This is a genomic window from Bacillus sp. FSL M7-0003 (genome assembly GCF_038628485.1).
In the GTDB taxonomy this organism is placed as follows: domain Bacteria; phylum Bacillota; class Bacilli; order Bacillales; family Bacillaceae; genus Bacillus; species Bacillus safensis.
This window is the reverse complement of record NZ_CP152024.1, coordinates 752,796-766,728: the sequence shown is the minus strand read 5'-3', so window position 1 is coordinate 766,728 and position 13,933 is coordinate 752,796. Positions and strand designations below refer to the sequence as shown.

Here is a 13,933-nt window from a genome sequence, read left to right as displayed (position 1 = left end):
GGAATTACATATAGCTCTCGCTAGGCTTTTTCTGTCCTGTGATAGGGCTTTTCCTGATAAAAATAGTTTGGTTTCACAATGGTATTGTCGTAATGCTTGTGGAAGATGTGGGTAGCAGCTGGTGATACTGGCGGAATCAGCCATGTCCAGTCCCCGGTCAGCTTGCGTTCAGCCTTTTCTTCCTGCTTTTCAAACTGCTTGAATTGATGTGCTGCTGTATGGTGATCGACAATGGTTACCCCTGCTTCGCGATAAGAATGGAGAACCGCCACGTTCAATTCGACAATGGCTTTATCCTTCCAAAGGGACGAATTCTTGGTTGTGTCCAGTCCTAAAAGAGAAGCGACTTTTTTCAGCATATTGTAGCGGTTTTCATCCGCTAGGTTGCGTGCGCCAATTTCTGTGCCCATGTACCAGCCATTAAACGGTGCAGCATTGTAATGAATACCGCCAATTTCTAATTTCATATCAGCAATAATCGGGACCGCATACCATTTTAGTCCCAAATCACGGAATCCATCATATTCAGGATGGGTGATCTCTACCTCTTGGACGATTTCTTTCGGAAGCTCATATAGAACAGGCGGCTGACCTTTTAGCTGAAACATGAGAGGCAGAATATCAAAATGTGTGCCCTCCCCTTTCCAGCCATGTGCTTCACATAATTTTGTTAATTCAAGAGATGCCTCGTCGCCGACGATGCCGTATTCCGTTTCATAGCCTGCATAACGAACGAGCTGATGATTATAAATGACGACTTCCTTCTGTCTGTTTTTCTCTGGGGGAAAGATCGTAATGGACGGTTTGATTTTCCCGCCATTTGTCGCATACTCAATATGATGAAAGAGCGCCTCCTTCACCTCATCCTCTGTCTTTACATGCCGGCAGTCATGCACTTGCAGGGTCGACCAAAACAAACGGCCAATGCAGCGGTTACTGTTGCGCCATGCCATTTTCGCCCCGTGAGCTAATTCCTCTAGTGTATGCGTATAAATTCCTTCAGACTCAATTTCTTTTTTTATTTCATGCAGACGTGCTGCTTTCTCTTCATTTGACTTGTTTAATTCTTCATAGCATACAGAAATAAAAGCTTCTGCTTCATTCCACAACGCTTCTTGATTACTCAAACATACTCGCCTCACTTTAATACGAATATATCCATTGTAGCGGTTTCTATTGATAAATTCACTCGTTTCAAACCATTTTTTATCAAATCATCCGACCATTGTCCTTAGATCATAGATGAATCAATTCGTTTAAGGGTCTTTTGGAGCCAGCGTACATAGCCTTTTTCCCTTTCGATTGCCCTTGTCAGCACTAAGTAATGCCCAAATTGCGCTGAATGCAGTGATTCAGCAGAAGGGTCTTCCTCTGTCAAAGCGTGCAGCTTTTGTTCCAGCACATCTACTTTCTTGGTGCGCTCTAAAAGTTGATAGGCAAACAGGTCAGCCGCTTCTTTTTTGTCCATGGAGGAGATGAAAAAGGTTTTGAGCATGAATTCATCCTTTGTTGTTTCCGGAATCGGATCTTTTGTTCTTAACCACTGACGCAATTCTTCTTTTCCTGCCGCTGTGATTTGATAGACCTTCTTCTCCAGCTTTTTTCCTTGTATGTGAATATCAAATTCAATAAACCCTTCCTCTGTGAGACGCTTCAGCTCAGGGTAAATCTGACTGTGCTTCGCACTCCAAAACTGTCCAAGGGAATCTTTAAAATGTTTCGTGATATCATATCCCGTCAGCTCATGCTGATCCAGCAAGCCAAGAATGGCATATTTTAGTACTCTCATGATGGGCCTCCAACGCTTATTCTTTGACAATAGTATATCATAGACTTTAAAATAAACATGTAAATCACAACATGTTTGAAAAAACATCATTCTAATGAAAGAAGGAATAAACATGGATCAATTCGTTGGACTTCATATGATTTATACGTATGAAAATGGCTGGGAATATGAGATTTACATTAAAAACGATCACACCATTGATTACCGCATTCATAGCGGAATGGTTGGAGGACGCTGGGTCCGTGATCAAGAAGTAAATATTGTGAAGCTGACAAAAGGCGTATACAAAGTCTCTTGGACAGAACCAACTGGGACAGACGTCTCTCTGAACTTTATGCCTGAAGAAAAACGCATGCATGGCGTCATCTTCTTCCCGAAATGGGTGCATGAACGTCCAGACATCACCGTCTGCTATCAAAATGACTACATCGATCTCATGAAAGAATCTCGTGAAAAATACGAAACCTATCCGAAATATGTTGTCCCAGAATTTGCGGACATTACGTATATCCATCATGCAGGTGTGAATGACGAAACCATTATCGCAGAAGCACCATATGAAGGCATGACAGATGAAATAAGAGCTGGACGAAAATAAAAAAGCGGCACGCCAAGTGCCGCTTTAGATTGGTGAAAAAGGGCTAAAATGATCTTTATTTTAGCCTTTTTTTATTGAATGCCTAACGTCTTTTGAGGAAGCACGAAACGATAGACTGGCAGTTCATCACCTGTTTTTGAAGCAATAAACCCTGATGACATATAGCTGTCCTTTGATTCTGGTTCAAGGGCAAGTGAGAGCAAATTGGTTTGCGGCTGTGCCGTGACATATACCTTTGTTCCTTTTGGCAGCTGACGTTTCTTGTCAACGAGTTTTGTTTCAAGCTGAATATCTGTTTTGCTCTTTTCCTCTCGCTTTGTCACCTGATAGGCTTGTACCGGCACTTTCATGCCAGCCGGCAATGTGACACTTTTTAATCCTAATGTTCTGAGTTTCTTTTCTACTCCTTCATGCCCCGGAAGAATGAGATAAGCTGTCGGCCGTTCTCTTGTTAAGACAGGAACAGCATCGCTCGCACTATGAAAGCGTACAGGAACTTGAGTCGTTTGTCCCTTCTCAATATCAACCATTTCCAGCGAGTCATTGACAGGTGCTTGGAAATCATCTTGAATGACCACTTGATCATCATCATTTGGCTGCAGTCCTTTTTTGACCAGCTTCAGCCGCTCCGTCACCATTTGCCGCTTCACCTGTTTGGCATGTTTCACCGTGGTCTCAATGATTTTTTCATGGGTGGCTACTTGCGCAGCGACGCGGCGGGCAAAATCCTCTCTTCCAATCCCAATCCCTCTGCTTTCTACAAGAAATGACAGGGCTGGCGAAAGTGCAAGGGCATTACGGCCAATTCGCGCATCCGTTCCACCTTCATAGATGTCGATCTTTCCATCCTTTCCTCTTGTGTTTGTATAATACAAATCGTTAGAAAACCCTTTATTCGTCAGCGTTTCACGAACTCCGTTAACGTATAACTCATTTGATGTCAGCCGGATGCTTTCAGGAATGTTTAAATTCTTCCCTGAAAGAATAAGCAAATCATGATATTTGAGAGCGCCTGATGAACCGATATTTTCAAACTGCTTTTGACCCACATCGTATTCATGGGCATCAATAACTACCTCTGGCGCATACCGATTAAATTCTTGATGCAGGGCTGCCAGTTCTGGAGATTCTAATGTCATATGATCACGGTTTCCGTCTAATCCGTTTGCCAGTCTGCGGTCAAACGCATAAGAACCATCAGGATTGATTCTTGGAACAATGATGATATTGACATGATTGAGTATACGCTCTCCTTCTTCACCTGCTAATCGTTTTGCAATGACGAGAGCAGATTCACCGGAGGCTGGTTCATTTCCATGTATTTGTGCTTGGAGCCAGATGGTTGGCTTTTTTGAAAGTGGCGTGATGGAACGATCCTTTGTAAAGTACAGGGCCGGAATGGATCTACCTTCAATGGATGTTCCAATCTGTTTCTGAGTGGCATATGGGCTTTTGCGGACAATGTCTTTTAAGAAAGCTTGAAGCTCTTCTTGTGTCGTAAATGCTTCTCCTTTTTTCTGAAAGGCAGGGGTTTCAAACGTCTCGCCAGACTTAGGGTATAGCTTTTTCACTGAAGCCGGCTGTTCATAACTCTTTCCATAATAAGGGGTTTCTGCATGAGCTGAAGCTGGGCTCACCATCGACAAACTGCCTGCCAAGAGGCATGCAGCAGCAAAAAGAATCGTGCCTTTTCGTTTGGACATGCTATCCTCTCCCTTCGTTGATTTGCATTATAAAGAAAAAAACAGAAAAAGTGTCAGTATTTTTCAAAAATAAATCTTTTGGAGGAACAGGCATATCTTTGTCTAGGGCAAATGAATGGAGCCTGCCCGGCAATATGACCTAAAAAAAGTGCCTGCCCGCAGCAGACACTTTTTTATTTACCAGATGGAAATGGCCCCAATGAGAACCGCCACGACAGTCATAGCGACGACTGCCAGTACCGCCCATTTCATCCCAAATTTCTGATGCTGATCCAGTGATACGCCAACAAGTCCAACAAGTAAATGAGTCGATGGAACAAGTGGACTTAACATATGAATCGGCTGACCAATAATAGAGGCTCTGGCAATCTCAATTTTATCGACACCGTATGCTGCCGCTGTTTCTGATAGGATCGGCAGTACGCCATAAAAGTATGCATCATTCGGCATAAAGAAAGTAAAGATCCCGCTTGTTAATGCGACAATGACTGGAATAAAGCCGCCAAGCTGCTCTGGAATTGCAGATACAATCGAAATCGCCATTTCATCGACCATTTTCGTTCCAGTTAGAATACCTGTAAAAACACCTGCCGCAAAAATCATCGAAGCAATGGCTAAAACGTTTGTTGAGTGAGCGGCAATTCGCTCACGCTGCTGATCTAAGTTCGGATAGTTCACGATAATTGCCACACAGAAAGCAAGAACAAATAGAACAGTTAAGCTGACTTTACCTGATACAAGCAGCAGCACTAATAACAAAGTCAATGCCAGGTTAAACCACCAAAGCTTTGGCCGTTTGATGTCATCTTGCAGTGCCGCTGCCATTTCATTTGCATGAATCGGCTGGTCAAGTTCAATCACACCAAGGCGTTTTCTTTCAGCTTTTCCAAGAAAATAAGCAACAATAATCATACTGAGAACCCCTGCACCAATGACTGGAATCATCGGTCCAAATAAAAGTGAAGGGTCAACGCCAAGTGCACTCGCCGCTCTAGGTGTAGCGCCTCCCCATGGAATTGTATTCATAATCCCCATGCCAACCCCGGCAATACCCGCTAAAATAATTGGACGGATGCCAAGCAGCGTAAATAGTGGAAGCATCGCTGTTGTTGTAATCATATACGTTGTTGTTCCATCACCATCAAGTGCAACAAGCATCGTCAGGACAGCTGTTCCGACCACGATTTTTAATGGATCGCCTTTAACGATTTTTAAAATTTTCGCCACCATTGGATCAAATAAACCCGCATCAATCATAATGCCAAAGTACAAAATCGCAAACATGATCATGACCGCTGTCGGTGCGACTTGCTGCACGCCTTTGACAATCATGTCTGAAATTTCAGTAAAATGAAAACCTGCAATAAGAGCAAATGCAATCGGTGTTAACACCAATGCCGTTAAAACAGACATACGTTTCGTCATAATCAAAACCATAAATACAATCATCATAAGAAATCCTAAGATTGCTAGCATATTGTTCACCCCTTATGTTGTATACGCTTTCATTAATGTGTTGGTATCCCATTTCCAACCCTTTTTGTCATCATATCTGAGGTGAGAATTGAAGTAAATATTATGAATTTTAATTCTTTTTCGGTCGATAAATGCTTTTTGTTCATTTTGTTCAAACATTGGGCTTTTTTGATTCCATGAAAAAAACAAAGGGTTTATTTTAGCCCTTTGTTTTCTTTTCAGCGTGATAGAAAACCTTTGAAGTCTAGGAAAGACGAGTACTGGAGCGATATGAGATTGGTGAGCACCGGCACGCAGGAATGCGGGCGAATGCAAGGGTTTGTCTACACGCTGGAAGCGGTCTCACTCGACCGCTTGTTCTCCTTGTATCAATTGCTCATATTGCCTTAATTGATTTTCCATAAAGATCTTTGCCTCTTTGCTGTTCATATAACGACTTGTCCAGCCCTTTTGCTTTAATCGCTTTTTCCAGGACTTCGTTTTCGTCATTTTTTGAAGAAGCTGATCCCATTCACGAATGTCATGCTGACTCATTTGTTTAGGGCCCATCACACCGCGCCAATGGGAAAAGATGAGCGGAATGCCCTGCTCTTTCCATGTCGGCACATCTTCAAATCCATCTAAGCGCTGGCTGGTTGTCGTCGCTACGAGCTTCAGCCTCTTTTTTTCATAATCATGACGAACCTCTGTAATGGTAGTCGTTGCTGCATCCACTTCATGGTTGATGAGCGCCTGAAATAAATCATCTGCACTGTCAAATTTCAAAAATTGAATGCGGTATGGATCAATCCCTGCCATTTCTGCTGCCCGGGCGAATGAGATTTGATCATCATTTCCAAAGTCAGGCGCAAACCCAATTTTTAAGGAATCTGGTTTTTTCTTGAGGGCGTGTAACAGCTCCTTCCCATTTGCAAAAGGAGAATCCATCGGGACTGCGACGACCTGCCACTCTTCTGCAAGGATTGCCAGCGGTGTCACATCATTCATCGTCACGTTACTGCTGCCAAGTAAATTACGGCTTAACAATAAACTTGAATTTAAACTGATATAGTTGGCTTCCCGCTCCATCATGTATGTCCATCCTTTATCCACCGTTCCGCCTCTTTGATAAAGAATGTTCACAGGCCGGTTCACCAGCTTCTCTTGTTCAAGCACTGATTTCATCACCTGAGCCGTTTGGTCAAATCCCCCCTCTGGTACACCCGACACCACAATATATAAGGAGCTTTGCTGCAGGAAAGAGTCTCCGGCTTTTTTTTCATTAAAGGTGAGTGTTATACAAAGGCAGAGCACGATCACAAAAAGTATTCCTTTTTTCATCTTTTAAGACTCCGCTTGTTTGGCAGGGTAATATTTACGTTCAGGTCTGCCAATAATTCCGTATGCAAGCTCTGCCCGGCATTCCCCTGTTGTCACGAGATACTCTACATACCGTCTCGCAGTTGTACGTGATGCGCCCATCTTTTCCCCGAGTTCTTCTGCTGTAATACCGCTATTCTCTGATGCCATCAATGTTTTCACTTTATCCAAGGTCAGTGAATTGATGCCTGTGGGGAGATCTCTGTCATCCCTTTGTTTTGGCTCTTCCTGCATCTGTCCAAAAAACAGATCGATCATCGTTTGATTGACTTCATCCTTTGAATTGATGATGTCTTTCTTCTCTTTATATTCGGTTAAAACTTGTGCAAACTTTTGTGCGGTCACCGGTTTGATTAAATAATGAACCACTCCGTAATGAAGCGCATCTCTTAAAAGCGTCGTTTCCGTTGCAGCCGTGATAATGATCACATCTACTTCAGGACAGCGTTCTCTTAAAAGCGGCAGCAGGTTTGTGCCGAGCTCATCAGGCATATACACATCAAGCAAGATGAGATCCACTTGTTCCCTTTGGAGCGCCTCCCACATATCTTTTGCACTCTTTGCCTTTCCAGCGACCTTAAATCCTTCTATCTTTTGTATATAAGATTCATGAATGGCAGCGATTCGAAAATCATCCTCCGCAATGAGTACCTTAATCACCATCTATTCCCCCTTTGTGCCTTTCGGTATGTATACAGTGAAGATGGCACCGCCTTCTTTTTGGTTCGCAACTTCAATCCAGCCCCCAAGCTCGTCCAATACTTCTTTCACATTCGCAAGCCCATAGCCTCGTCCTTCTCCCTTTGACGAATGGCCTCTTGTGAAAATCTGTGACAGTTCTTCTTCATTCACCCCATCACCTGAATCTGACACTTCTATGATAATATCAAACCCAATATCTGTGATGAACAGGTCTACCTCGCGCTTCTCCTTATTTAATACAGCTTCAAAAGCATTGTCTACGAGATTGCCAATGATGGTGATAAAGTGAGATAAACTTAAATGAGCTGGGAGCGGCTCAAGTGAGCTATTTTCATCAATGTGGAAATGGACTTTCTTCTCAGATGCTTTCCCTAACTTGCCAAGTAAGATGGCTTGTATTTTAGGAGACCGAATCTGCTTCATGAGTAAATCGTGCTGACGGTTTTGCAGATGATATTCTTCTTTAATTAAGTCGATGGCTTCATCGACTTGCTTCAGCTCAAGCAGGCCTAAAATGGCGTACAGCTTATTTGAGAATTCGTGCGTTTGGGCTCTTAGGTCTTCTGAATATTGGCTGACCTCTGTTAATGTATCCAGCAGCTTCGTCAGCTCTGTTTTCTCTCTGAAGCTCACAATCCCTCCGAATACTCGATGATCCTGCATTACTTTTTTCACATTTAAGACATAGGTTTTATCATTGACGACGGTTTCGATGTTAGGTTCAATCGTCTCTGCCTTTAAATAGAGAAGAAGTTTGGCATTTGGCAAGACTTGATCAATATGAAGAGGCAGCTTTGATGAGACGCGCAGCATGTGCTCAGCTGATGTATTCATCATCGTAATCGCGCCTTTCTGGTCAAACGCAATGATCCCTTCTTTTATAGCGAGCAGCATCGCTTCTCTTTCTCGATACAACGAAGCAATTTCATGCGGCTCAAGCCCTAATGTATCTTTGCGAATACTCTTCGTTAAAAAAATCGCACCGAATATGCCAGGCAAAAGCACGAGAAGGGCAATATAGCTAAGCTTCAATAGCTGATGAGCTGTCGCTTGATCAATTTCCTTTTTTAAAAATTCGACGGTGACTGTGCCGATAATTTCTTCATGCCCCTCTGTTTCTTTCATAATGGGTGCACTGCCTCTGACAACGGTTTCACCATTAGAATCATCAGTTGATATGGAGGTTCCTCCAAATAAGAGAGTACTTCTTCCTTCCGAAACACTGATGGTTTTTCCTACGTCCTCATGATTCGTATGAACAAGGACCTTTCCTTTTCGATTGGTAATGAAGATGGCATGAGCTCTTACTTGCTCCTTCATTTGCTCAAGCACTGCCTGTTCTTCATTTTGGGACGCTGATAGAGCCACCGATGCTTTAATGGGCGGCATATATGATATCGTTCTAGCGGTCTGCACCGCCAGCTGTTCAGCTTGCCCCTGCCTTTCTGATGTCTGCAAAAAACCAAAACAAATGGTTAATAATGCAATGACAACAAGCAAAAGCCCGATAATTAACCCCAAAATTTTCGTTTGTAAAGTGACTTTCCTTTTGCCCATTCTCACCGCTACAACCCCTAATTCAGTAGATTCACCGAATAGACTCTAAGAAAATGATATCATTTTTTCTTACTAAGTTAAGAGAAAATTCTTTCAAACAAAAAAGACGACTCAAAATCGAGTCGTCCCTGTATGCCTATTACGTGATCGATAAACCAGCACTCGCATAGCCTGCTACGGTATTCACTAAGGATAGACCTGTAGCTGATGCGGAGAATACAACAAGCAATCGTGTTTCAGGTGTGACTGGTACATTTAGACCAGTCGCAATACCATTTGCAATTGCACCCAGCGTTAAAACACCGGTTAAAGCTGGTGCTAAAGTGACACTCGCTACTTGAGTGAAACTGTTATTTGGTGTTGGTGAAGCAAACAAACTAGCTGTGACCGTAATACTTGTGCCAAGCAAAGAAAGAGCAGCTGTCGTACTGAAATAGCCGGCAAATGATGTGATTGTTCCGGCTCTAGGAACTGAGAACGCCATGTTGAGTAAAGTGCCTGCAGCGCCGGTTAAATCAATCACTCCGCCTAAAATACTGACACCTGTCGCTGAGTTACCAAATCCGATCAAGCTGGATGTTCCAACGAGACCGCCTGCAATTGTTGTCAGGACAGCAGGTGTACCTGAAGCAAACGGAATGATCGCACTCGATCCTGTCACTCCTGTTGGACCGGTGGCGCCTGTTGCTCCTGTACCTGTGACTCCCGTGGCGCCTGTTGCACCGGTTAGACCCGTTGCGCCGGTTAGACCTGTAACTCCGGTGACTCCAGTTAATCCAGTTGCTCCGGTGGCTCCGGTTAGACCTGTGGCTCCCGTGGCTCCGGTTACTCCAGTTGCTCCGGTTAAACCTGTGGCTCCCGTGGCTCCGGTTACTCCAGTTGCTCCGGTTAAGCCTGTGGCTCCTGTGACACCGGTCGCTCCGGTTACTCCAGTTAATCCAGTTGTGCCGGTCACTCCCGTGGCTCCTGTTACTCCTGTCGCTCCGGTTACTCCAGTTAATCCAGTTGCACCGGTCACTCCTGTCGCTCCGGTTACTCCAGTTAATCCAGTTGCACCGGTCACTCCTGTAGCTCCGGTGAGACCTGTAGCTCCTGTGACTCCAGTCGCACCTGTATCACCCGTTACCCCAGTTGCTCCGGTTACTCCAGTTGCACCCGTATCTCCTGTTACCCCGGTGGCTCCTGTGACGCCCGTTGCTCCTGTATCTCCAGTTGCACCGGTGGCTCCTGTGACGCCCGTTGCTCCTGTATCACCCGTTGCCCCAGTTGCTCCGGTGGCTCCTGTGACGCCCGTTGCTCCGGTCGCTCCTGTATCACCGGTTACCCCAGTTGCTCCTGTCGCTCCCGTGACACCTGTCGCGCCTGCGGCTGCTAATAACGTATAGTCTGAAGAAGTATCCGGTGTGCCTGTTGGCGGCGCTGTATTCACAACATAGGTTCCACCTTCATATGTCACCACTTGACCTACTGGATAGGTTGGCGCTGTTGCTGGGTCAAATGTCAGAATACCAGTTAATCCTACACCGGTTACTCCTGTTGCCCCTGTATCACCAGTTATCCCAGTTGCTCCAGTTGGGCCTGTGACGCCGGTTACACCCGTATCTCCTGTTACCCCGGTGGCTCCTGTGACGCCCGTTGCTCCGGTCGCTCCTGTATCACCGGTTACCCCAGTTGCTCCTGTCGCTCCCGTGACACCTGTCGCGCCTGCGGCTGCTAATAACGTATAGTCTGGAGAAGTATCCGGTGTGCCTGTTGGCGGCGCTGTATTGACCAGATATGTTCCTCCTTCATATGTCACTACTTGACCTACTGGATAGGTTGGCGCTACTGCTGGATCAAACGCTGCAACTCCAGATAAACCGACACCTGTCGCTCCGGTCACTCCTGTTGCCCCTGTATCACCAGTTATCCCAGTTGCACCAGTTGGTCCTGTGACGCCGGTTGCACCAGTTTCTCCTGTCGCGCCTGTGATCCCTGTTGCTCCTGTTGCTCCTGTGCCAGTAGCTCCGGTTGGGCCAATTTCCCCCGTCGCTCCCGTAACACCAGTAGCTCCGGTTGGGCCAATTTCTCCCGTCGCTCCCGTAACTCCAGTGACGCCGGTAGCTCCGGTTGGACCAACTTCCCCGGTTGGTCCTGTCACTCCTGTTGCGCCGGTGGAACCCGTGACTCCTGTACCGGTTGCACCCGTAACGCCAGTCGCTCCTGCAGCGGCCAATAACGTATAATCTGGTGACGTATCAGGTGTACCTGTTGGCGGCGCCGTATTGACGAGGTAAGTTCCTCCTTCATATGTCACCACTTGACCTACTGGATATGTCGGCGCTGCCGCTGGATCAAACGCTGTGACGCCGGCTAGACCTACTCCCGTCGCTCCTGTAATCCCTGTGGCACCGGTTGCTCCAGTTGCTCCTGTAACACCAGTAGTTCCGGTTGGGCCAATTTCTCCAGTCGCTCCTGTAACACCAGTGGCTCCGGTTGGGCCAATTTCTCCTGTTGCTCCCGTGACGCCGGTTGCTCCGGTTGGACCAATTTCTCCTGTTGCTCCCGTACCGGTAGCGCCTGTAACGCCAGTCGCGCCTACAGCGGCTAAAAGCGTATAATCTGGTGATGTATCTGGTGTACCTGTTGGTGATGCTGTATTCACAAGATACGTTCCACCTTCATATGTCACCACTTGCCCCAATGGATATCCTGGTGCTGCTGCAGCATCATACGGTACAACCCCAGTTAAACCCACGCCGGTGGCTCCTGTGGCTCCAGTTGGACCTGGATCTCCTGTGACACCTGTTGGCCCTGTACCTGTTTCCCCCGCTGCAGCTAATAATGTATAATCTGCCGACGTATCCGGTGTACCTAATGGCGGTACTGAATTGACGACGTACGTACTGCCATCGTATGTCACCACTTGCCCTACTGGGTAGGTTGGTGCTACTGCTGGATCAAATGCCAAGATGCCTGTTAAACCTACGCCTGTTGGACCGATTGGACCTGCTGGACCTGCTGGGCCTGCCGGACCCGCTGGACCCACTGCACCCGCTGGACCTGCTGGGCCTCTTCTTCCTCTCCCGCCTGGCGGACCTTGAATCACACAAACACAAGGATCTTTTCCGCAGCAAGGATTTTTTACTGGTTTCCTAGGCTTTTCTGATATCCCTTTTTTACAACTATCACATTCCCAGCCATCATCCTTATACGCATCATACCAGCTTCCTTTTTGGTAGTGGTCTGTCGAATGAGTTGGATATGTCTTACCACATTGCCTACATCTTTTCATGGAATCACCCCCATCCATCGTATTCATCATGACTGGGAAAGGTGTATGTACACTTTTATTTTTTTAAAATAATCAAAAGACCTTGCACTTTATGCACAAGGTCCTTCTTTCATTAAAGTCTCATCGTCATTTTTAAATCTTTTCCTACCATACTATAATCCATATCTACCGGACGGATGGCTTCTTTTAATGATTTCGTACCTTCTCCTTCAAAGAAAGTAGGTGCATCTTTCCCTCCAATTAATAATGGTGCCATATAAATAATGACTTCGTTCACAAGTGACGCTTCTAAAAAGGATGCGCTCACACTGCCTCCCGCCTCTACAAGCACCGACATCACAGAGCGCCTTTTCAGCATACGTAACACCGCATGAAGATCTGTCCGATTTTCTCCGCTTGTGACAAATACTTGATGTCCTTTTTGCACCAGTTGATGGTATTTTTTTTGATCGTACTTGTTTGAGGTACAAATGATGGTTTCTGCCATATGATCATTTAAACATTTCGCATGAAGCGGAATCCTTAATGTGGAATCTAAAATGACACGAATGGGCTGTGTCACGATTGAATCTTTTACAATAAGACCTGCATCATCTTGAATAATGGTTTCAACGCCTGTTATCACAGCATCTGCTTCTTGACGTAATTGCTGCACTTCATTCCTCGCTTCTGTCCCTGTAATCCATTTGCTTTCTTGATGAGCTGTTGCAATTTTCCCATCTAACGAAATGGCTGTTTTTAATATGACATAAGGAAGGTCTGATTGTATCGAATGAAAAAAAGGAAGATTTAAGCTGTCCGCTTCCCGCTTACATACCCCTTCTTCTACTTCTATCCCTGCCTGTTTCAACATCGTGACCCCTTTACCTGCTACAAGTGGATTTGGGTCCCTAGTGGCAATGACCACACGTTTCACCCCGCTCTTTATAATGGCTTCTGAGCAAGGGCCTGTTTTTCCATGATGCGAACAAGGTTCGAGCGTCACATATAGATGAGCCCCCTTCGCCTTATCTCCTGCCATTTGCAGCGCATGAATTTCAGCATGCGGCTCGCCCGCCTTCATGTGAGCACCAATTCCAACGATCTCACCTTTTTTGACTACCACTGCCCCGACAAGCGGATTTGGCGAGGTTTGTCCTTTCATGGCCTTTGCGTTGGCAATCGCTAGCTTCATATAAAAAACATCGTCTTTCATGTAAGTCTCCTTTCCTCTCTTTCAAGGGAAAGAACTCCTTCAGGGAATGAAGGAGTTCTATTCTCATGTGCTATATTTTTTCCATCCGTTTCTTTTCAGATCGATCATAGTAAGGCAAGGAATAAAAAAGTTTATAAGATGCTCGTTGTATACAAAAACAGCATTTGCGACATTCATATTTATTAATGAGGAGCACATGCGGACAATTGAGTACAGACAGACCTTTTTTCATATGTTCCTTGCAAACACTTATCATGAGAATCCCCCGCTTACATTCTTT

At 45.4% G+C, this 13,933-nt stretch carries 10 protein-coding genes; 1 reads left to right on the top strand and 9 read right to left on the bottom strand.

The features are described 5' to 3' along the window. Positions 1-20 precede the first annotated feature (20 nt). On the bottom strand, positions 21-1,127 hold the full coding sequence (locus tag MHI23_RS03765; protein WP_342492302.1) for a nitric oxide synthase oxygenase: 1,107 nt from the start codon (positions 1,125-1,127) through the stop codon (positions 21-23). 104 nt (positions 1,128-1,231) lie between these two features. After that, entirely contained in the window at positions 1,232-1,789 is a 558-nt protein-coding gene (locus tag MHI23_RS03760) for a PadR family transcriptional regulator (protein WP_024426629.1), read from the bottom strand. A gap of 112 nt (positions 1,790-1,901) precedes the next feature. Here MHI23_RS03760 and MHI23_RS03755 point away from each other — a divergent pair, with 112 nt between their 5' ends. Next, the gene (locus tag MHI23_RS03755) at positions 1,902-2,387 is read left to right on the top strand and encodes a phenolic acid decarboxylase (RefSeq protein ID WP_008341777.1); all 486 of its coding nucleotides are present in this window, start codon (positions 1,902-1,904) and stop codon (positions 2,385-2,387) included. 71 nt (positions 2,388-2,458) lie between these two features. Here MHI23_RS03755 and MHI23_RS03750 read toward each other — a convergent pair whose 3' ends face one another. The 7 genes from MHI23_RS03750 to ribD form a co-directional block, all read right to left on the bottom strand. Beyond that, the gene (locus tag MHI23_RS03750) at positions 2,459-4,090 is read right to left on the bottom strand and encodes a M14 family metallocarboxypeptidase (RefSeq protein WP_342492301.1); all 1,632 of its coding nucleotides are present in this window, start codon (positions 4,088-4,090) and stop codon (positions 2,459-2,461) included. A gap of 177 nt (positions 4,091-4,267) precedes the next feature. After that, a complete protein-coding gene (locus MHI23_RS03745) occupies positions 4,268-5,566 on the bottom strand; it encodes a citrate:proton symporter (RefSeq protein WP_024426631.1) in 1,299 nt (432 codons plus the stop codon). 342 nt (positions 5,567-5,908) lie between these two features. Further along, positions 5,909-6,886 (bottom strand): tripartite tricarboxylate transporter substrate-binding protein, encoded by a 978-nt coding sequence (locus MHI23_RS03740; RefSeq protein WP_024426632.1) that lies wholly within the window; start codon positions 6,884-6,886, stop codon positions 5,909-5,911. A gap of 3 nt (positions 6,887-6,889) precedes the next feature. Continuing rightward, positions 6,890-7,585 carry a response regulator gene (locus tag MHI23_RS03735; protein WP_025092679.1) on the bottom strand — a complete coding sequence of 232 codons (696 nt, stop codon included), beginning with the start codon at positions 7,583-7,585 and terminating at the stop codon, positions 6,890-6,892. 3 nt (positions 7,586-7,588) lie between these two features. Next, positions 7,589-9,184, bottom strand: coding sequence for a sensor histidine kinase (locus tag MHI23_RS03730; RefSeq protein WP_024426634.1), 1,596 nt, complete (start codon positions 9,182-9,184; stop codon positions 7,589-7,591). 139 nt (positions 9,185-9,323) lie between these two features. Beyond that, the gene (locus tag MHI23_RS03725; protein ID WP_342492300.1) at positions 9,324-12,458 is read right to left on the bottom strand and encodes an exosporium glycoprotein BclB-related protein; all 3,135 of its coding nucleotides are present in this window, start codon (positions 12,456-12,458) and stop codon (positions 9,324-9,326) included. 112 nt (positions 12,459-12,570) lie between these two features. Further along, the gene (gene ribD / locus MHI23_RS03720) at positions 12,571-13,653 is read right to left on the bottom strand and encodes a bifunctional diaminohydroxyphosphoribosylaminopyrimidine deaminase/5-amino-6-(5-phosphoribosylamino)uracil reductase RibD (RefSeq protein ID WP_224427211.1); all 1,083 of its coding nucleotides are present in this window, start codon (positions 13,651-13,653) and stop codon (positions 12,571-12,573) included. Positions 13,654-13,933: the final 280 nt, after the last annotated feature.